At 44.9% G+C, this 21,341-nt stretch carries 15 protein-coding genes; 4 read left to right on the forward strand and 11 right to left on the reverse strand.

The window, feature by feature from the left end; genetic code table 11:
• Positions 1-21 precede the first annotated feature (21 nt).
• The 3 genes from clpA to BKB51_RS04445 all read right to left on the reverse strand — a co-directional run bounded on the left by clpA (position 22) and on the right by BKB51_RS04445 (position 3,954).
• Positions 22-2,325 carry an ATP-dependent Clp protease ATP-binding subunit ClpA gene (gene clpA / locus BKB51_RS04435; RefSeq protein WP_085900214.1) on the reverse strand — a complete coding sequence of 768 codons (2,304 nt, stop codon included), beginning with the start codon at positions 2,323-2,325 and terminating at the stop codon, positions 22-24.
• 406 nt (positions 2,326-2,731) lie between these two features.
• Entirely contained in the window at positions 2,732-3,058 is a 327-nt protein-coding gene (gene clpS, locus BKB51_RS04440; RefSeq protein WP_085899866.1) for an ATP-dependent Clp protease adapter ClpS, read from the reverse strand.
• 332 nt (positions 3,059-3,390) lie between these two features.
• Positions 3,391-3,954 carry a phasin family protein gene (locus BKB51_RS04445; protein WP_085899867.1) on the reverse strand — a complete coding sequence of 188 codons (564 nt, stop codon included), beginning with the start codon at positions 3,952-3,954 and terminating at the stop codon, positions 3,391-3,393.
• A 509-nt stretch (positions 3,955-4,463) separates the two neighbouring features.
• On the opposite strand from BKB51_RS04445, the gene BKB51_RS04450 reads away from it, so the two are divergent.
• A complete protein-coding gene (locus tag BKB51_RS04450; RefSeq protein WP_085899868.1) occupies positions 4,464-8,363 on the forward strand; it encodes an Ig-like domain-containing protein in 3,900 nt (1,299 codons plus the stop codon).
• Positions 8,364-8,476: 113 nt separating this feature from the next.
• Here the strand turns inward: BKB51_RS04450 and BKB51_RS04455 are convergent, their stop codons facing one another.
• Positions 8,477-9,166, reverse strand: coding sequence for a hypothetical protein (locus BKB51_RS04455; protein ID WP_125911785.1), 690 nt, complete (start codon positions 9,164-9,166; stop codon positions 8,477-8,479).
• A gap of 250 nt (positions 9,167-9,416) precedes the next feature.
• On the opposite strand from BKB51_RS04455, the gene BKB51_RS04460 reads away from it, so the two are divergent.
• A complete protein-coding gene (locus BKB51_RS04460) occupies positions 9,417-10,640 on the forward strand; it encodes a D-alanyl-D-alanine carboxypeptidase (RefSeq protein WP_085899870.1) in 1,224 nt (407 codons plus the stop codon).
• 116 nt (positions 10,641-10,756) lie between these two features.
• Here the strand turns inward: BKB51_RS04460 and pgmG are convergent, their stop codons facing one another.
• The 6 genes from pgmG to BKB51_RS04490 form a co-directional block, all read right to left on the reverse strand.
• Complete coding sequence (gene pgmG, locus BKB51_RS04465) at positions 10,757-12,130, reverse strand: phosphoglucomutase/phosphomannomutase PgmG (RefSeq protein WP_085899871.1); 1,374 nt, start codon at positions 12,128-12,130, stop codon at positions 10,757-10,759.
• Between the two features lie 30 nt (positions 12,131-12,160).
• The gene (locus BKB51_RS04470) at positions 12,161-13,486 is read right to left on the reverse strand and encodes a UDP-glucose dehydrogenase family protein (RefSeq protein ID WP_085899872.1); all 1,326 of its coding nucleotides are present in this window, start codon (positions 13,484-13,486) and stop codon (positions 12,161-12,163) included.
• 61 nt (positions 13,487-13,547) lie between these two features.
• A complete protein-coding gene (gene galU, locus BKB51_RS04475; RefSeq protein WP_085899873.1) occupies positions 13,548-14,420 on the reverse strand; it encodes a UTP--glucose-1-phosphate uridylyltransferase GalU in 873 nt (290 codons plus the stop codon).
• 62 nt (positions 14,421-14,482) lie between these two features.
• On the reverse strand, positions 14,483-15,208 hold the full coding sequence (locus tag BKB51_RS04480) for a DnaJ domain-containing protein (RefSeq protein ID WP_085899874.1): 726 nt from the start codon (positions 15,206-15,208) through the stop codon (positions 14,483-14,485).
• Between the two features lie 67 nt (positions 15,209-15,275).
• Complete coding sequence (locus BKB51_RS04485) at positions 15,276-16,004, reverse strand: VWA domain-containing protein (RefSeq protein WP_245813211.1); 729 nt, start codon at positions 16,002-16,004, stop codon at positions 15,276-15,278.
• A gap of 94 nt (positions 16,005-16,098) precedes the next feature.
• On the reverse strand, positions 16,099-16,935 hold the full coding sequence (locus BKB51_RS04490; protein WP_085899875.1) for a division plane positioning ATPase MipZ: 837 nt from the start codon (positions 16,933-16,935) through the stop codon (positions 16,099-16,101).
• A gap of 210 nt (positions 16,936-17,145) precedes the next feature.
• Here BKB51_RS04490 and BKB51_RS04495 point away from each other — a divergent pair, with 210 nt between their 5' ends.
• Positions 17,146-18,042 carry a DMT family transporter gene (locus tag BKB51_RS04495; protein WP_085899876.1) on the forward strand — a complete coding sequence of 299 codons (897 nt, stop codon included), beginning with the start codon at positions 17,146-17,148 and terminating at the stop codon, positions 18,040-18,042.
• Between the two features lie 80 nt (positions 18,043-18,122).
• On the opposite strand, the gene BKB51_RS20950 is transcribed toward BKB51_RS04495, so the two are convergent.
• On the reverse strand, positions 18,123-20,405 hold the full coding sequence (locus BKB51_RS20950) for a methyl-accepting chemotaxis protein (protein WP_085899877.1): 2,283 nt from the start codon (positions 20,403-20,405) through the stop codon (positions 18,123-18,125).
• A 146-nt stretch (positions 20,406-20,551) separates the two neighbouring features.
• Here BKB51_RS20950 and nth point away from each other — a divergent pair, with 146 nt between their 5' ends.
• On the forward strand, positions 20,552-21,205 hold the full coding sequence (nth, locus tag BKB51_RS04505) for an endonuclease III (protein ID WP_085899878.1): 654 nt from the start codon (positions 20,552-20,554) through the stop codon (positions 21,203-21,205).
• Positions 21,206-21,341: the final 136 nt, after the last annotated feature.

Consider the following 21,341-nt stretch of genomic DNA (forward strand, 5'->3'; position numbering starts at 1 on the left):
TCATTAAGTCACCTAATCCTATCAGGCTTTTTCTTTTCGCCTAGACTTCTTTGGACCAGATTTTTTAGTTTCATTCGGAAAACTGAAGCTTGGTTTGTTATCCTTGATATCAATACGGACAACACCGCCACGGGTCAGCTTGCCAAAGAGAAGCTCTTCAGCCAGTGGTTTCTTGATTTCGTTCTGGATAACACGGGCCAATGGCCGTGCCCCATAGAGCGGATCATAGCCTTCCGTTGCCAGCCACTTCTTCGCTTTTGGTGACAACTCAAAGGTAACCTGACGGTCAGCCAGTTGAGTTTCCAGTTCCATAATGAACTTGTCGACCACTTTGGCCATAACAACCGGGGACAGGTTCTTAAAGGGAATGATCGCATCCAGACGGTTTCTGAACTCCGGCGTAAAGATCTTGTTCACCGCCTCTTCATCATCGCCAATACGTACTTCACGCCCAAATCCAATCGCAGGCTTCGCCATATCTGCAGCGCCAGCGTTAGAAGTCATAATCAGGATCACGTTCCGGAAATCAATGGTCTTCCCGTTGTTATCGGTCAGGCGACCATTGTCCATAACCTGTAGCAGGATATTGAAGATATCCGGATGCGCCTTTTCAATTTCATCCAACAACAGAATGCAATGTGGCGTCTTATCAATGGCGTCAGTCAACAAGCCGCCCTGATCAAATCCAACATATCCCGGAGGGGCACCGATCAAACGAGAGACCGCGTGACGTTCCATATATTCAGACATATCAAAACGCGTTAACTCGACACCCAGCGAATGGGATAGCTGTTTGGCCACCTCTGTCTTACCAACACCCGTCGGTCCGGTGAAAAGATAACTACCAATTGGCTTTTCCGGAGTACGCAAGCCAGCACGAGCCAGCTTAATGGCTGAAGCAAGTGAGGTGATCACCTGATCCTGTCCGTAAACCATGGTTTTCAAATCGCGTTCAAGATTTTTGAGAACGGACTTGTCATCCTTCGAAACTGATTTTGGCGGGATACGGGCAATCTTGGCCACAACAGCTTCAACATCCTTCACACCAAGAGATTTTTTGCGTTTATCTTCAGGCAACAGCATCTGTGATGCGCCAACCTCATCAATCACATCAATGGCTTTATCCGGTAATTTCCGGTCACCAATATAGCGTGCCGAAAGCTCCACAGCCGTACGCAAAGCTTCGTTGGAGTACTTCACCGAGTGATGCTCTTCGTAATAAGGCTTCAGGCCCCGCAAAATCTTGACCGCGTCTTCAATTGACGGTTCAGCCACATCAATTTTCTGGAAACGACGCACCAAGGCGCGATCTTTCTCAAAATGATTGCGATATTCTTTGTAGGTCGTTGACCCGATGCAACTCAAATCGCCGTTCTGCAACGCAGGTTTCAACAGGTTTGATGCGTCCATAGAACCACCAGACGTCGCCCCGGCACCAATGACCGTGTGGATTTCATCAATGAAGAGAACGGCACCATCCATGGCTTCTACTTCTTTGACTACGCCCTTGAGACGCTCTTCAAAATCGCCGCGATACCGTGTTCCGGCCAAAAGAGAGCCCATATCAAGGGAGAAGATTTTGGTCTCTTTGAGAACGTCTGGAACCTCTCCATCAACAATCTTTTTGGCAAGACCTTCGGCAATAGCTGTTTTACCAACACCGGGATCACCAACATACAATGGATTGTTTTTTGTCCTACGGCAAAGAACCTGAATTGTACGCTCCAACTCCTGCTCACGCCCGACCAACAGATCAATTTTACCGTCTTTGGCTTTCTGGTTCAGATCAACGCAATAAGCGTCGATGGCTTCACGTCCTTTGGTCGCTGGGCTTTCGCCATCTTCCATCAGGTCGTCGGTTCCGTGAATCGTGCGAGTTTCTTCCAACCCTTCGACCTTGGTTATACCGTGGCTGATATAGTTGACAGCATCCAGTCGGCTCATTTCCTGCTCTTGCAAGAAAAAGACGGCATGACTTTCCCGTTCAGAGAACATGGCGACCAAAACATTAGCGCCCGTCACCTCTTCTCGCCCAGAAGACTGTACATGTATCGCAGCCCGTTGCAAAACGCGCTGGAAGCCTGCGGTTGGTTTGGCATCGCCCAGATGAATAGTGGTTAAATTCGAGAGATCGTTATCGATGTAATCCAGCAGATCTTCACGGAGTGTTTCAATCTCCACACCGCAAGCTCTAAAGACTGAAATGCCATCCTGATCTTCTGTGAGCGACAGTAACAGATGCTCTAGCGTGGCGTATTCGTGCCTGCGCTCATTGGCATAAGCCAAGGCTCTGTGCAGTGTCTGTTCCAGATTGTTTGATAGCATTGCCATAAATTAACTTCCCTTCACAACCATCGTGATCAGATCGTTTGAGCTGACTTACCGGCGCCTCAAGATGTAAACATTCTACGTTTACGAAACATTGAGGCCCCAATACCCTAATATCAACTCAATCTCTTTGACCATTGTTACAAACTATACCTAGGGAGAGTATGTTCGCTCAACAAGGCGTCGGATAAATAACAATTCCTTTATCGCCTGTAATCATGGCCAAAATAGGTACGTTTTCCCGAAATTATATATTTTTTCAGGATGTTACCTAAATCGTACAAAATTATTGTAGAGGCAAAAAAAAGAAGAAAGAGTAAAAATGCTGAGAGAAATTTGAATTTTTTCAAATTTTAGATAAATGGGGGGGCAAACAGCCCCCGCTAGAACATGAACAAGCTTCTTATTCTTTTTCGATTGTACATTGCAATGGGTGCTGATTTTTACGGGCAAAATCGACAACCTGTGTTGCTTTTGTCTCGGCGACATCATAGCTGAACACACCACAAATCCCAACGCCTTTTTGGTGTACCTGAAGCATGATACGGGTTGCATCATCCTGATCTTTGCCAAAAAACTGGGTCAGAACATGAATGACAAATTCCATCGGCGTGTAATCATCATTCAACAATAAAACTTTGTACATCGACGGACGTTTGGTCTTCTCGCGTGGTTTTACGAGAATGTCATCCGACGTGCCAAAATCATCATCACGCTCTTTTCCACTCATAGAGAAACTACCTAATCATTCCTGGTCTTCTGAAGATAAACTTTTCAGCGACATCACATAATTGCGTCAAGTATCTACAGCTTTATTCTACATTGGTAAACAGGCGACAGAATTCAGCATCACAAAACCTCGTTATATGACAAAGCCTCGTAATGAATACTGTGGGCGAAAGTCGTAACTCTGCACACCACAGACTAAACTCTATTACCAACAGCACTATATTATAAGGTGCCTGCATTCTCTCTTCAAGATGAAGAGCTATTTTCACACAAAAAGCCCTGCTAAATGCAGGGCTTCCGGCGTTACTTATATAAAAAAGCGTGTTTTGAAACTTAAGCAGCTGCTTTTGTCATTTTCTCAACAGCTTCAGTAACCTGCTTGCGAACTGGCTCAACAGCTTCAGTCGTCAACTTGGTTGTAAGTGTTGTCAACTCATTACCATTTTTAACCATCGCATCAAAAGATTCACGTGCAAAGTTAGACTGAATGTCTGTTACTTCATTGAAATCTTTTGCGCCAAGAAAAGCTTCTGCAACAGCAAAGTTCTTTTTCATAGCATCCTGTGCCATGCCCATGAACATTGAGTTCAGCTTTTGATAACCTTCAGAAATGCTGTTACCTGACTTTGCAGCCAGTTCAGCATTCTCTTTACTCAATTCAGCGGCACTTTCGCACTGCTTATAAAGAGTATCCATAACTTTTTCTGCCTGAGCTTGAGAAAAAGAAAAAGCCTGCTCATAGCCTTTAGCAGCAGCGTCCATACTTGATTTCATCATATTCTCCACGGTTTCAGTTCCGTTAATGACAGCATCTTTACCAGAATTTTTTGCGTTAGCTTGTGTAGCCTTCGCCTTACTTTCGGTCGTATCTGCCAACTTTTTCTTAGTTGTTGTCACATTCGTCTCCTAGGATCAGTTCGTTTTCACAGCGTTCCACCTGCATTCACCTCTTTCGAAGCAAAGATTTAAGGCTGCCTTCGCTCTTAATTCAGGGCGGAACGTTCATCCTCCCCAACTGACAACTCACTCATGCTGCAATGCAACATATCTAGTAACATACACATTTAATTTAAGATTTCAAGGGCAATGCTGCAATGCAACAAACACATAACGCTATTGCAACCAAATTGAAACACAGCAACCTAGGCGAAAGTACTCAAAAATTCTTGACCTCTCTAGCTGTATCCATGTCATGAAATGGACTTACCACAGCGTAACCATAAGAAATTATTAAGATTATTTAGCTTGTGGTATTGTTGTGACATCCCTGTTTATCCCCTCGCATACCCCGAATGGCGTATGACCTTCCCAACCCTTTTTACATATAATTTTCGGGCTTTACTCATTAAACCCTGAGTTTTTGGTGTGGTTTTTGAGTTGATTGGGAAATATAGAGAGGAAGCAAAATGGGTGCGCCACAAGGACTTGATGGACGATTTTATTTTTTCGAAAGGGATATATATTCTCTTTCAGAAGCCAAAAGATTGCGCGACGAACAGGGCTATGCAGAAGCAATCTTTACGGCGAGATCCCTAAATTACGGCGAAGGCACAGGCTGGGAGCCGACATCATTTAGTGATTTTCTTGGCAATGATATCGACAGCCTCTCAACCTGGGTCCCTAGCCAAAACCTCGATCACTTTATGGTATCCCTGACCGGGTATGTTTATCTTGATACCGGCACATACAATTTTTCAGCTTACACAGATGATGGCTTTGAGTTAAAAATTGGCGGACAGGTAATTACGTCCTTTGAAGATCTTCGTGCACCCGGCCAAAGTGAAGGACAAGGCAGCTTTGAAAGCGGCTTATATGAAATAGAGATCACCTACTTCGATAACCGTGGTGGGAGTCTGTTACAAATAGACGCCCACAAAGACAATACAACAGAAAATATTTTTGACGGTAGCGCTTTTTACAAAGTGCCAGAGCAGTATTTTGGTGATGAAAATCTGGAAGAGAAAACAGATGAACAGGGGCGTACTTACCTTACAAAAGCTCCAGACACCATACCAGTATTAACCGCCGATACAGCCACTGTTAATGAAGACGGCAGCGTTATCATTGATGTTCTTTCCAATGATCATGATGCCGATGGCGATCAACTCTATCTCTCATACGCTTATCAGGCCGAACACGGAGAAGTAACCACGAACGACGATGGCACAATAACTTACACACCAGATGCTGACTTTAATGGTCAGGATACTTTTCGTTATAAAGTGGTTGATGAGGACGGTAACTTTGTCCGCCAGAACGTCACCGTAAACGTCAATCCTGTGAATGATGCCCCTGAGCTTTCGGCATCAGTCTCTGTTGATGAACTGGCAGAAGGGCAAAGTCTTGAAATTAATCTGGCAAGTTATTTTACCGACAAAGATGGTGATCATCTAAGCTTCTCTGCTACAGGCGCTTCTTTTGCTCATATCGAAGGTAATATTCTACGGCTAACACCCGCTAAGGGGCAGCAAGGTGATTACAATATCACCATCCAGGCACGAGATCCAAGTGGCGAAACAGCAGAAACCAACGTGACTTTTCAAGTAACGCCACAAACCATTGAAGATACAGTTCCGATCCTGATCCCTGACCACGCCGAAGTAGCAGAAGACACCTCTGTTATTATTGATCCACTGACGAATGACAGCGATGCAGACGGTGATGTTCTTTCTCTTATACAGGTCTTTCCTGCCGAAAACGGAACCGTTTCCATCAATCCAGACGGAACAGTTACCTATACCCCTGACGCTAATTTTAACGGCATAGATACCTTCCGCTATCAAGTACAAGACGAAGATGGCAACCTCCTCGAACAGGATGTTTCCCTGACGGTTTCTCCCGTTAATGATGCGCCTGAGCTTACGGACATAATCCATATTCCAACACTGGAAGCTGGAAACGATATCCTTATTGATCTTTCATCAAATTTCACAGATCCAGACGGCGATATTTTGACCTTCTCTGTTGAAGGAACTGACTTTGCTTCCGTAGAAGGATCCAACTTGCATCTTTCCCCATTACAAGGGCAGGAAGGACAGCACGACATTATTATCACAGCAACAGATAGTAGCGGCGCAAGTACGACAGCATCCGTCGAATTTAACGTCGCAGAAGATCCTATTGACCCGGACCCGGACCCGAAACCCGATCTCGCTGAAGGTCTGCAACATCCATCAGTTGCCCTAAACCTGTCTGCAGTTCGAGATTGGGGATCGAACCTCCCCTTCCTCGATTTAATGAAACAAGCAAGAGAGTGGGTTGTCACCGAAGAAGGAAATTGGTGGGGCGGCATCGATATGCAAGAGGTACGGGATGCCGGCTTGGAAGATACCCATGGCTGGATTACCGAGATGCCCGATGGAGCCTGGCGCCTGACATCAATTGTCATGGATGTAAAGGCATCTGAACACAACCCGGACGTCACAGCAGGTGAATATACTTTACGCTATGAAGGCGAAGGAGAAATCAATCTTCAAGGTCATGGTTTGACCGTTCTGTCACGGCAGGATGGCGAGATTACTTTTGAACTTTCAGGAGATCAACATTCCATTCTTTTGCACGTTGATGGGACCGATCCACAGCAAAGCGGTGATTACATCAAGAACATTTCAGTAGTCAAAAGTGAATATCTGGAACTTTATGAAACTGGAGAGATCTTTAATCCACAATGGCTCGACCTGGTTGAAGACTTTCGGGTCCTTCGTTTCATGGAATGGATGAACACCAACGGATCAGCAGTCAAAGAATTGTCAGATCAACCTCAAATCGATGATCTCGCCTGGAATCGTGATGCCGGTGTCCCGCTAGACGTTATGGTCGAACTTGCCAACCAAACGGGGACGGACCCATGGTTTACAATCCCCTTCCATGCCACAGATGAATACATTCAGGAATTCGCCCTTTATGTAAAAGAGAACCTGGATCCCTCCTTAAAAGTTTATGTCGAATACTCCAACGAAGTATGGAATTACGGATATGGCTTCTCTCAGACAGAAGACGCAAACATTCTGGGTCGGGAACTCTTTGGGACAACATTCGGTGACCATCCCCATCGGGAATATTATGGCTATCGATCGGCACAGGTTCAGGATATTTTCCGGGATGCGTTCGGAGAAACAGCCGATGAACAGATGGTTAGTGTTCTAGCAACACAAACACGGAATGACGACTGGCCACTATACACTGCTGTACGCGGCGCAGAAGTTTACGCAGAAAGCGTTGGAAAATCAGTAGCAGAGCTATTCGATGAAGTTTCGACGACTTGGTATTTTGGCGGGGGCTTCGGGTCACCTGCTGCTCATGGCGGCTTTGCAGAACAGGTCATCGACTGGATTTCCACCTTCGGCGAAGCACGCGCCAAAGACATGATATTTGAACAGCTTTCCGGAACTGCCCAGCATGTGGACATGACCGGGCAACCAGATTGGACTTCTCCCCCAACCATACAAACGGCTCTGGATTACATTCGCGTACAGGCCGAATTTGCCGAGCAATACGGCTGGACCGTGAACTCCTATGAAGGCGGTTCACATATGGTCGGCACAACAACAGAAGTTATGGATGCTCTCTCTGAATTCTTCCAGGATCTACACCTTGACCCAAGAATGGGGGATCTTTACGCGCAGGTTTACGAAGGATGGCTGGACATTGAAGGCACAACCCTTTTCAATCAGTTCCAGGAAGTCGGTGTACACAGTAATTGGGGAAGTTTCTCTGCCTTGCAGGATCTTCTTGATAACTCTCCGCGCTGGGATGCCTTGAAAGAATTTAACGAAGAGGCACCGGATTGGGCACAAAGACCCGAAGGAACTTTTGATCAGGGCGTACGTGTCTTTGGAACCGAAGCACCTGAAACACTGACAGGCACCGTCGAAGAAGATTTTTTGATTGCAGGCGACGGTGACGATATTCTGATCGGAAATGCAGGCAACGATGGCTTACATGGTGGTGCTGGTAACGATATCCTGATCAGCGGTAGCGGTTCTGACACTGTCCTTGGTGGTAGTGGAGCAGATCAATTTGTTTTTAACTCTTTAGACCAAGGCCAGGATGTGATCAGGGATTTCAATCATGCTGACGGAGATACCCTCGACATTTCTGATCTACTTACCTTTGGCAACGACGACACCATCATCCTTGAAAACTATATCAGATTGGATGAGGTCGATGGCGACACAGTATTAATGATCAATAGCACCGGGAATCAACAAACGGAATATCAGGCAGTTGCGCGGTTAGAAGGGATTACAGAATTAGGCAGTATTGATGATCTCGTTCAAAATGAAGTTCTTCTGATAACCGACTAGCACATTAATGATAAAAGATACGTTTAACTGATCATACCGGTAAAAATCATCTTACTTAAAGTTTACATAAAACAGGCGGGCCAGATAACCCGCCTGTTTTTATTCATACATCCTTAAAAACCTGTCAAAAGACCATTATCACCAACTTCAAGATCAAAGTGTTTCATCTTCTCCGCTTTGGATTGGTGCATACGTGCGGCATTTTTCGTTCCGACATCACGAACAGGATTTGGCTCAATCCCTGTTTCATCATGCTCTAATAAAAAAGGCATAAAAGCGAGATGTTCAAAACCTTCCGGTGTTCTCTCCCATCCATTGTAAACGAATGCACCATCATAACAAAGTGCTGAAACCCAATAAAAATCATCTGAACGAAGACGGTTTCCTTTTGTATGTGGCTCGCCAGCACCAGATTGTTTCAACAGATTCTCAAATTCATTTACTTCAGATTGTGACAGCGTTTTTGTCGCTTTTTCCCAACCAAACTGAGCCAAGGGATCTGAAAAGGAAATTTTAGACCCCCTAAGACCATGACCTTCCTGAACACGGGAGATCATTTCAGCTGGACCGCCAGGTTTCCCTGTTATTTCATAACTGCGAATCTGCTCGTCATAGACAGCATTATATATTAACCGATATTCCGTAAGCCCCGGCGCACAACGCGCACGGATGTCATCGCCACCAACATAACTGAACCAGGTTGCTTTCTGGGTATAGGGTTTGTCGATATCCCCTTGGTAGGTACACCCCGCTGCAAATAAAAGCGGAGAAAGTACGAAAGGTACAAATTGAGCTAGACGCATTTTATCCTCAATGTATAAAATTAACCAATTTTCCGCCATTTTTGCCATTTATTAACATTGGCATTGTATCTTTACACATTCTCAAGATAAATATGTCATCCTGATGGCAACTGGCTAATGGTAACTGGACAGAAGAATCGAATTTATGTAGAATCCTTCTGTTTTAAATGGTTAGTAGACGTATTTGAGTTATAACATTCGATAAGTCACCTAAGATTTATCTACAAGCCCATTTAAAAGGGGGGAATTAATGAACCTAGGACTGAAGCTCATTACCACTATGCTTCTGACCCTGTTCGTGCTTATGGCACCGGCACAGGCCAAGTATGCATCCCTAGTGATTGATGCACATACTGGCGAAGTTCTTTACAGTAGAAACGCAGATACGCGTAACTACCCAGCCTCTCTGACAAAGATGATGACCCTCTACATGGCATTCGATGCCTTGGAAAAGGGTAAGTTGACCATGAAACAAAGACTGCCTGTATCAAAACGGGCCGCCGGCATGGCGCCATCAAAACTTGGATTAAGATACAAGAGCACAATTTCGACCAAAGACGTGATTATGGCCTTGGTAACAAAATCTGCCAACGATGCGGCTGTTGTCATGGCCGAAGCCATTGGCGGAAAAGAAACAACGTTTGCCAGAATGATGACAAAAAAAGCACATTCTCTTGGTATGACAAGAACAACATTTCGCAATGCCTCTGGCTTACCGAACCGTGGACAATTAAGTACAGCCCGCGACATGTCAAAGTTGGCAATTGCACTGAAGCGTGACTTTCCACAGTACTATCATCTCTTCTCAACACAGAGCTACAAGTACAAAAATCGGTCTTACAGAAACCACAACAAGCTGTTGGCCAGCTATCAGGGCACAGATGGTGTAAAAACCGGCTACACTCGTGCCTCTGGCTTTAACCTAGTTGCCTCGGTTGTTCGTAATGATCGCCGCCTGATTGGCGTTGTGTTTGGCGGTAAAACAGGCCGTTCTCGTGATCGGCATATGAAAGAGATTCTGGACAAAAGCTTCAAACGTGTGGGCATTACACAGGTTGCAAAATCACCCGTAGCCCCAAAACGTAATCCTCGTCGGGAAAGCGTTTTTGTCTCCGCACCACCGCCACCAAAATCGCGCCCAACCTTAACAGCGTCAACCGATCTATCCTTACCAGGTCAGATTGCTGCTATCCAACCTGATAGCAGTGCAGTACAACCAATTTCTGACTGGGGCATTCAAGTCGGCGCCTTTAGAAAGTATGAACCAGCCAAAATGGCCGCAGATCAAGCCTTGGCACAAATCAAATCAACACCGACGGGCACACAGGTGCACATTCAGCAAGTAAACAAAGCAGATGGCTCTCTCTACCGGGCTCGCCTGAAAGGGCTTGATGAAGTTGCTGCACGCAATGCTTGTCGTGAACTCAAACAGCAACGCATGTCCTGCGTCGCTGTGCCACCTGCGTTATTTTAAAAGATGACTTTAAGGCAACCAGAGTTCTAAATGTTAGCTGCTTTCTTGCAGAAACAAAAACCGACACAAGTTATCTTGTGTCGGTTTTTTTATTATAAACATCTTGGTTTTACGTATTAATTCGGAATAGCAACATCACTTCTCAGAAGTTGATCAGCCAGTTGTTTCTGTAGCCGTTTCAAGCCATCTTCACTGGATGCTTCACAGCGAGCAACCAAAACGGCTTGCGTGTTTGATGCCCGCAAGAGCCACCAACCATCTTCAGTATTCACCCGAACGCCGTCTACAGACACGACATCAGCTTTTTCGTCTGCCAGACGTGCCGCCACCTCTTCTACGACGCTAAATTTGCGTGTATCCGCACACTCAAATCTCATCTCAGGCGTATTCACTGCCTTTGGTAGGGATTTTCTGAACTCAGCCAGCGACAGTCCTTCGTTTTCGATAATATTTAAAACACGAACCGCAGCATAAAGAGCATCATCATAGCCATAATAACGGTCAGCAAAGAAAAGGTGTGCTGACATCTCACCAGCAAAGGGCGCATTCAATTCAATCATCTTGGATTTGATATGTGAATGCCCCGTTTTCCACATGATAGGTTTACCACCCGCCTTTTCAACTTCGTTGAAAAGCACCTGGCTTGCCTTCACATCAGCAATAATGGTGGCTCCAGGAAGGTCTCTGAGAACACCCTTGGCAAGGAAGAGCATAATCTGATCTCCCCACAAGATCTCACCTTCGGCATCAACCAGCCCGATGCGATCACCATCGCCATCAAAAGCAATCCCTAAATCAGCTTTGCTCTCGGAAATTGCCTTTTGTAAATCAACAAGATTTTCCGGGACAGTCGGATCTGGATGATGATTGGGGAATGCACCATCAATGTCAGCGAACAATAGTTCGTGCCGTCCCGGTAATTTGGCTGTAAGCGATGACATCGCTTCACCAGCCGCCCCGTTCCCGGCGTCCCAAACAACCTTTAAGCTACTTTGTTTAAACTGAACCTCTTCAAGAAGGCGCGCAACATAAGCGTCAAAGATAGGATGGTCGATATACTCACCTTCACCTTCTTCAAAATCGCCTGATTTGGCAATCCTGTCGATTTCCTTGATTTGCTCCCCAAAAAAGGCCTGTTTATTCTGAACCAGCTTAAATCCATTATGATTACCGGGATTATGAGATCCCGTGATCATAATGCCACCGTCTACCGGTAATGTATAAGCCGCAAAATAAAGCATTGGTGTTGGGCCACGACCAACACCATAGACCGTGATACCAGACGCTCTCAGTCCTTGTGTAAGGGCCTCAGCCAAATCAGGTGACGACGTTCGTCCATCATACCCCACAGCAACCTTATCGCCGCCAGCACGTCGTATGATCGTACCAAAGGCACGTCCAATGGCTGTGGCATCAGCAGAAGAAAGAGTTTCTCCGATAATACCGCGGATGTCGTATTCACGAATGATAGTCGGATCAAAATTATACAAAACGATCTCGTTTAGCTTAGAGTTTAAATTTTATTCAGCGATAAATGCAGACAGCGGACGACCAACACAAAGATAGTCAAAACCAGCTTCTTTCATCTCGTCCGGGTTATAGATATTCCGCAGATCGATCATGACAGGAGATTTTAGTAATCCTTTGACGCGCTCAAGATCAAGACGGCGGAACTCGTTCCACTCCGTAATAATAACCAAAGCATCAGCGTCACTCATAATCTCATAGGCATTTTCGCCGTAAGACACATTAGGCAGGAGTTCTTCTGCTTCCCTCATCCCTTCTGGGTCATATGCACTGATCTGTGCGCCCTTTTCTTGCAGAAACGGTATGATATCAAGGCTTGGAGAATCTCGCATGTCATCTGTATTGGGCTTAAAGGTAAGACCTAGGACTGCAATCTTTTTACCAGAAACAGAGCCACCGCATTGAGCAACAACCTTCTCGGCCATCTGACGCTTACGGGCACTATTATACGAAATAACATCTTCAACAAGGCTTACGGGCGCATCATATTCTCGTGCTGTATAAGCAAGAGCCTGTGTATCTTTAGGAAAACAAGATCCACCATAGCCTGGCCCGGCGTGAAGAAATTTCCGCCCGATACGACCATCAAGACCAATGCCTTTGGCAACCTGATGGACATCAGCACCTACTTTTTCGCAAAGATCTGCCATCTGATTAATGAAGGAAATTTTCGTCGCAAGGAAAGCATTACCTGCATATTTAATAAGTTCGGATGTCTCAAGCTTCGTGAACAGGATCGGTGTTTCGATCAAATACAGAGGGCGATAGAGTTCCGCCATGACATCTTGTGCGCGTTTAGTCTCTGCACCAATGACAACCCGGTCTGGACGCATAAAATCATTAATTGCGGCCCCCTCGCGTAGGAATTCAGGATTGGAAACCACATCAAAATCTGCATCCGGTCTGGCTTCGCGGATAATACGCTCAACAGCACGTCCAGTTCCGACTGGTACAGTCGATTTGGTTATAATAACCTTATAACCATCAATGACTTCAGCAATTTCTTTTGCCGCCTGATAAACATAGGAAAGGTCCGCCTGACCATCATTTTCACCAGGCGGTGTACCAACAGCAATAAAAATTGCATCGGCGTCTTTAGCAGCAGCGGCAAGGTCAGTAGAGAAGGTTAAACGTCCAGCTTCAGAATTATTTTTTACAAGCGTATCCAAACCAGGTTCGAAAATCGGGATTACACCTTTTTTAAGGCCTTCGATTTTGTTCACATCTTTATCGACACAAACAACGTCAGTCCCGAATTCAGAAAAGCATGTCCCAGATACCAGGCCAACATAACCTGTACCGATCATTGCAATACGCATCTAATACTCCTTAAGATGCCCAAGAGCAGAAAAACACTCCGCAACAGGCATATTTATCTTTTTATCTTGTATACTTGTTTAAAATATCGCGCATCCGACCACCAAGATCTTCACGCTCCAGAGCAAAGGCAATCGTAGCTTCCAGGAACCCGGCTTTACTGCCACAATCAAATCTTGTTCCGTCAAACCTTAGCCCGTGAAAATCAACATTCTCAAGTGTCGCAGCCAGAGCATCTGTAAGTTGTATCTCACCACCTGCGCCACGTTCTTTTTTATCAAGTTCAGCAAAAACAGATGGATCCAAGACATAACGCCCAATAATAGAAAGGGTCGATGGCGCAACTTCTGGTGCTGGTTTCTCGACAAGACTCTTTGCTTTTGCCAATGGGCCATTTTCAGAAACGACGTCCAAAATACCATAACGGTTTGTCTGTTCCCTCGGAACGTCCATGACCGCAACCAAATGTCCACCTGTGTCCTGATAACTATCAATCATTTGTTTTAGGCAAGGTGTCCCGGCCTGTATAAGATCATCCGCGAGCAAAACCGCAAAAGGCTCATCCCCAATCGCATTTCTGGCACACCAGACAGCGTGGCCTAATCCCAATGGTTCTTGCTGGCGCATATAGGTCACACTTCCCGCTTCCAGAAGCAGACTTGCCAAGTCTTTCAGCTCTTTCTCTTTTCCGCGGCTTTCAAGTACAGCTTCCAGTTCATATTCACGATCAAAGTGATTCTCGATTGCTGTTTTTCCACGCCCGGTAACAAAAATAAACTCTTCTATCCCAGCAGCTTTTGCTTCTTCAACTGCATACTGAATCAAAGGCTTATCAACCACAGGCAACATCTCTTTTGGCATCGCCTTGGTTGCCGGTAAAAATCGGGTACCAAGGCCCCCGACAGGGAAAATCGCTTTACGAACGGGTCGGCGCATAGATGCCGCACTCCTCATTAAATTAAAATCAGTTATGTCTTTGCCACAGTATAGATGGAAACTCAACCAGAGCGGTTTAAAAGAACATCCTTGGCTCGATTAACCTGAGTTGCAAGGTAGGTATTCCCCCCTTGATCCGGATGTAATTTTTGCATCAACTTCCTGTGCGCACTACGTATTTCATCATCCGATGGTGTTCCTGTTAATCCCAGAATTTCCAATGCCTTCTTTCTGTTCATCTGATCATTAAGATCTTGTTCTTTGTCTTCATCGTCGCCCTTAAAATCAGCTTCGCCGCCATCATTCCAAGCGTCACCAAAACGTCTTGAAGCATAAGCTGATAACAATTCAGCAGATTTTTCTTCTTCCACCAAATAGATACGATACAATTGCTCAATCGCCACAAGATCCAGCTCAGACAACCAGCGTCCTTCCTGTTCACCAGTTAGGATCAAACCATCCATATCCCCACTATCATGATCCAGATTCATCCTAAGAAACCTGGTCAGCACCTCAGATCTTTGTCCTGATGTCCCCCCAGATGCAGCTTTCAAGCGAGAAAACAAAGCCTTCGATCGTAAGAGAAGAGGAAGCAATAAAGGTATTGCAGCGAGGACCAGAAATATCCGCCCAGTGAATAGCAAAAATAGGGCAACAAAGAGACCAATTATGGCAGCGATAATTTTGATGGTTTTTACCACTACGGCCGGATTGGCACGGCTATACCATTGAACCAGAAAAAGAGCCCCAAGGAACAATCCAACGCCGAGAATAAAATAGGCTATCACCTTAAAAGATCTCCATCTCAAAAGAAAATTAACAACTATAATTAATTAAATTATTTCATATCACCCACTATTCCGGGATTTGCAAAAGCAACTTTGCCATCTTACCTTTATTTTTTCGCGAATAGTCAGCAAGGGCTTTTCGTCCCCCTGCAGCAAAAACGGCAACTGCTGTTAATAAATCTTTCAACTGTTGTGCTGCCCCCTCATCAAAAGGGCAATATGCACCGCCGGATAATCTTGCAAACTGTTTAAAAGCAGTTGCCGCAATCGGATCCCCTCCTTCATGAAATATGAAACAAGGCATACCGTGCAATCCCAGTTGACCGGCTAGATGTCCCAGCGTATCGATATCTTCTTCCATGGCATCGCCAACAAAGACCATTGCGTTAACTTTTTTCTTGTTTGTCTCTTTGATGGCCCGCTTAAACACCTTCTCGATTTGCGTATTGCCCGCCAAACAGGTGACAGACGTCATCATCCGGGACAGATTATCAGTATCCTCCACCCAACTCGACGCCTTACAATCACGAAATCCCCGGTAAAAAATTAATTGAATTTCCAGGCCACCAACACTTCCCGCCTCTTCAAACATCATCGCCTGAATGTGACATGCCTGATCCCAAGTCATTTGCCGACTTGCTGTCGCATCCAAAGCAAAGATCAAACGCCCTTTTGTCTGCCTCCCCTTGGGCATTTGTGATATCTTGCTCAGGAAGAGATCAACTTCTTTATCCGAAGATCTCTTGGCTGGCGCAGCCATTTTTTCTCTTTTTATAACGGGTTTCTTCTCGGACACAGATAACTCCTTTGTCCTGTCGATCCGTAAAATAAATCTTTATCACAACATAATATATAGGTGTACATAGATAGAAGCATAGTCTTCCGGCTATTTAACTCGAGACGTTATCCTTATCCAAGCCAATTGCATTCAAAAGAGATCGCACTTCCTGACGGGCTGCAACATGGCTCATGCTCATGGTAATACCAGTCCCTTTTTCATCCAGATCAAGCAGGGTTAGCCCCTTTGGAAACAGTTCTCTAAAAATAACACGTTCACCAAAACCCGATGCTAACCTGAATTGCAAGCGCTTGGCCAAATGCTCGAGCAATACCCCCATATCCCGCTTATTCTTTGCATCAATATGGGATAGCCTGTTTCTCATCACGACCCAGTCAATTGGCTTTTTTCTTTGGATAGCGCGCTGTTGGCGCTGTTCCCAAACCATTTGGCTATAGGTGCTTGGCGTTAATTTCAGCTCATCATTTTCAACTTCAACCTTCGCCAGCATATCCATATCCAGAAAACTGTCATTCAAGGGTGTAACGAGAATATCAGCATAACTATGCCCAAGACGTGAGAGATAGTTATCACTTCCGGGGGTGTCGAAGACGATAAAATCCCGGTCCCAGAGTTCTGTCATTGCCTTTTCTAGATTATCTTTGTCTTCAGCTTCGCTTTTCTCTGTCGTCGATGCCTGAGATCGGTATACACGTCTGTGTTCCGGCATAGGAATAGAGCTGCTTGATCCCTTCGCAAAACTTGCTCTGTTCTCAAGATATCGAGATAAAGTTCCCTGCCTTGCATCCAGGTCAACCGTTCCGACCCGATAGCCTTCTTTGAGGAGAGAAACAACAAGATGCATTGTCGTGGTGGACTTACCTGATCCTCCTTTTTCATTACCTATAACCACAATACGGGGGCGATGTTGCTGGTTCTGCTCAGTCATAAAATGTATCTGCTTCAAAATAATAACGCTAAAAGCCTATATGCACTTTAAGCATTAACAAGGCCATAACGAATAAAACGAATTCAATATATTTCTACACTTTATGTCCTGTGATTTCCCACAGAAATATTACAATTTTAAACTTTTCTCTTGCTGTTTTCTAACTGAAAGACGAATGCTGTCATTCAAGCAAAGTTATTATTGGAATTTATGATGCGAACACCAACCCTCTGGGATTTTGCCCTGCTAACGTCACTGGCAGCCATTTGGGGGTCCGCATTTTTGGCTATTAAGATCACCGTTGAAGATATTCCCCCTGCGACCATTGCTGCCGGGCGTTTGCTAATCGCAAGTATTGTCATCTATATTTACATGCGTTCCAGATCTCTTTCCCTGCCAAGAGACAGGAAATTCTGGCATCAAATCATCCTGATTAGTTTTTTTAGTATGGCTGCCCCCTTTGCAATGATTAGTTGGGCAGAACAATTTATCAGTTCCGGTCTTACAGCAATTTTGATGGCAACAGGTCCCCTGATAGCGCTCATACTCTCTCATTTTTTCAGTACAGATGACCGTTTTACGCTGTTTAAACTCTTGGGTGTTTTAGTTGGTTTTTCTGGTGTGATCGTGGTTCTTGGGTTGGATATCTTTTCAAGCATCGGGGACAATTTTTATGCCCAAATTATCACAATGCTTGCTGCCATGTGCTATGCCTGCTCGGGGATTTTAGTGCGAAGAGTAACGGAGAAATCCAATACAGTTATCACGGCCTCTATTCTGATTTCGGCAACCCTTTTGATCCTTCCCGTCAGCCTGATTTTTGAAACCCCTTGGGAAGCAATCACCGCAAGCGAAACCAATTCTATTCTGGCTCTTCTATATCTCGGCATAATACCCACGGCTCTCGCTTTTATTTTGAGATTCTACCTCATCCGAGAAGTTGGGGTTACCTTTGCATCCTATGTTGGATACCTCGTCCCGTTTTTTGGCGTTTTGTGGGGAGCGCTATTTCTCAACGAGCGATTACCGCCGGCCACAATGATCGGCCTGCTACTTATTTTAATGGGTATCGCTGTTAGCAGAGGAAAGCTTAAGAAGTCAGCGTAAAATTTATAAAAACTTTACCTATAAAAGATGCCGGGAGCCAAAAGGCTCCCGGCATCTACAAACAAAATCCTGTCAACCGCTTAAGCGCTTTGGATTTCCCGTAAGAAATTCTGCACTTGAGAGTTCAGACGATCACCTTGTGTTTTCAGCTCATCAACTGCTGTCATGACCTGATCAGAAGCCTGGCCCGACTTTTCAGCAGCCTGGCTCACACCGGAAATATTTGCAGAGACCTCTTGGGTACCCCGTGCAGCTTCCTGAGTATTACGAGCAATTTCTTGCGTTGCAGCGCCCTGCTCTTCTACCGCAGCAGAAATCCCCGACGCGATCTCATTAACCTGATTAATGATCTTGCTGATGCCCTCAATATCACTGACAGCTGAACCAGTCTGGCGTTGCATCGTCGCAATTTGCTCAGAAATTTCTTCAGTTGCTTTACCTGTCTGATTAGCAAGAGACTTAACTTCAGAAGCAACAACAGCAAAACCTTTACCCGCTTCGCCAGCACGTGCAGCCTCAATTGTCGCGTTCAACGCAAGCAGGTTTGTCTGTTCAGCAATATCATTAATCAGATGAACAACTTCGCCAATTTTCTGGGCCGCATCAGATAGTTCTCGAACAGTCTGACTCGTTTTCGTTGCTTCATTAACAGCCCGGTTGGTTACATCAGCAGAATCCATAACCTGTCGACTGATCTCGTTAATAGATGCTGATAGTTCTTCAGCAGCGGAAGCTACAGTCTGCACATTCGTCGATGCCAAATCGGACGCTGAAGCAACCGCAGCAGACTGTGCTTTGGTTTCATCAGAAATAGTTGACATCGTCGAAGCCGTTTCACCCATACGACCGGTTGAGCTCTGAAGACCAGAGAGAACCTCTCTTACTTCACCATCGAAACGTTCCGCCAATTCTTCCAATCGTTTAGCACGGGCTTCTCGCTCCTGACGCTGTACGCGACGTTCGGCTTCGTTACGCTCGTTCTCGATCAGATTTTCTTTAAAGACAAGAAGTGACCGTGCCATTTCACCAACTTCATCACGATTATCCACGGCAGGAATATCTACGTCTTTATCCCCCTCTGACAGCCGTGTTGTTACGTTGGTAATCAAACGGATAGGTCCTGTCAGGCTTCGCAAAACAACAATCCCGATACCTACCATCAAAATGAAAATCACAATGGCTGCACCAATAATAAGGCTACGAATAGAAGACGCATTGGCATCCGCTTCTTGTGACACCTTTTCAACATCAGCCGAAATTGCCTCAACATCAGCGGAGACTTTAGTAACACGCTCTGAAATAGCCATGAGTTCTACTTTACTCAAATTAGCCATTTGACCAATTGGGCCCCTCAGTGTACCGAAAGCCTCAACCAAACGATCTGTTCCTCCATCAAAACTCAATGTAGTCTTCGCAAAATTTTCAAAATCCGTCAGGTAAACCTGAACCATTTCCTGGATTTTTTTCTTCTCTTTTTTCGAAAGCAAAGCATATTTAACATTACGCAGGAATTTTTTGCCCTGCTTGAGGACGGCCTTCATATCGTCCTGTTCATGCGTAATTATAAATGTTTTCTCAACTGTCCTGATCGCCGTCATCTCACCAGCAAGCTTGACAAGATAAGGTGCCTTCAAGCTATCTTCGATCGCAAAAGCGGAATTGTTAAGCTTCCCTTTCAGACCAGCATTCTTTGTCATCCCCAAGGTTGACTTGTCCTGAACGACAACACCAAATCCATCTTCATAAGCCCTGAGTTTCTCTTCCAAATCCTTTGCTGCTGCCTTGATATCCTCGTTCGTTGCAAGTCCTTTCAGCTCTTTTATTTTGACATTAACGATATCCATTTCTCTAAAGAAGAGGTCTTCAAATTTAAGATCACTTTTCAAAAGAAAATCTTTTTCGTTCAATGCCAGGCGATTGATTACAACTTCAATCTCATCAACGAGCTTTTGTACATGTTGTGATTCTTCCAGCAGACTTTGGTCTTTTGCCAACAACTCCTGACTTTGAGCCAGTTTCACCTGGTTCTGTGCCAATTGCTCGCGGCTTTGAGACAGAAGAACATCACCAACAAAATAGATTGCACAGATAACCCCCAACGCAATGATGCCCAACAACATCAACGCCGATATACGTGTGGTTAAAGAGAAGTTTCCTAGGAACGTTGTCCGAGGAGCTTCCTCCAACTCCGGCTCCAGCTCAGAATCTTCCGATCTATCCAGATCATCGATCTCGTTTTGAGCTTTCACTTCTTCCACACCCTCTTCAGGATTTTCTTCTGTTTGAGGAGCATCTGGATTGGCTTCATCAATGAGAGCTTCTTCTTGGCTTTCATCTGTATTTTTGTTTTGTTCTTCTGACACGACTTGACCCGACCTTGTTCACAAGTCTCTTTACGAGAGAATTATACTATTGCTTTTGTAGCAGTTAAGACGATTATTCGTGGTGAGCGTTAACATAAAGTATACCAAAAGCTAATAATTCCTGAATCTGCGAGATAAGTTATAAAATGTTAAAAAAAGATCGCGTTATATACATAAATAAGCGTCTGAAAGAGATTTATCCGACATTACCGATTCCACTTGATCACACAGATCCCTATACCTTGTTGGTCGCCGTTCTGCTTTCGGCACAGTGTACAGATGAGCGTGTTAATAAAATCACCCCCGCCCTCTTTGCACGCGCGGATAATCCTTTTGACATGGCGAAAGTACCTGTTGAAGAAATCAGGGCAATTATTCGCCCCTGTGGCTTATCTCCTCGAAAGTCAAAAGCAATTTCAGAACTCTCCAAAATATTGATTGAAAAATACAACGGTGCAGTCCCCCAATCGATGGAAGCACTGGAAGAACTGCCTGGTGTTGGACACAAAACAGCAGGCGTCGTGATGTCACAAGCCTTTGGTGTTCCCTCTTTTCCTGTAGACACGCACATCCATCGCCTTGCCCAACGTTGGGGACTGACCAATGGTAAAAATGTAGAACAAACCGAAAAAGATCTAAAACGACTATTTCCCAAAGACCGTTGGAATGATCTTCATTTAGAAATCATCTATTACGGTAGAGAATACTGTTCTGCCCGTGGATGTGATGGCACCAAATGCGAAATTTGTACAACATGCTATCCAGATAGAACAAAGCCGATAAAAACAAAAAAACCTTAACGTCAGCAAGATTAAGGCAGCGAAAACCATCTAATGCAGTTTTAAGATTATCACTTGGCTTATAAGCTTGTGAATGCTTGATTTTCTCAAGAAAATACACAACTCTAAGCTTCAGGCTATCGCTTTAAAGCTCATC

Origin of the sequence: Kiloniella majae, from assembly GCF_002118315.1 — a bacterium.
Lineage (GTDB): Bacteria > Pseudomonadota > Alphaproteobacteria > Kiloniellales > Kiloniellaceae > Kiloniella > Kiloniella majae.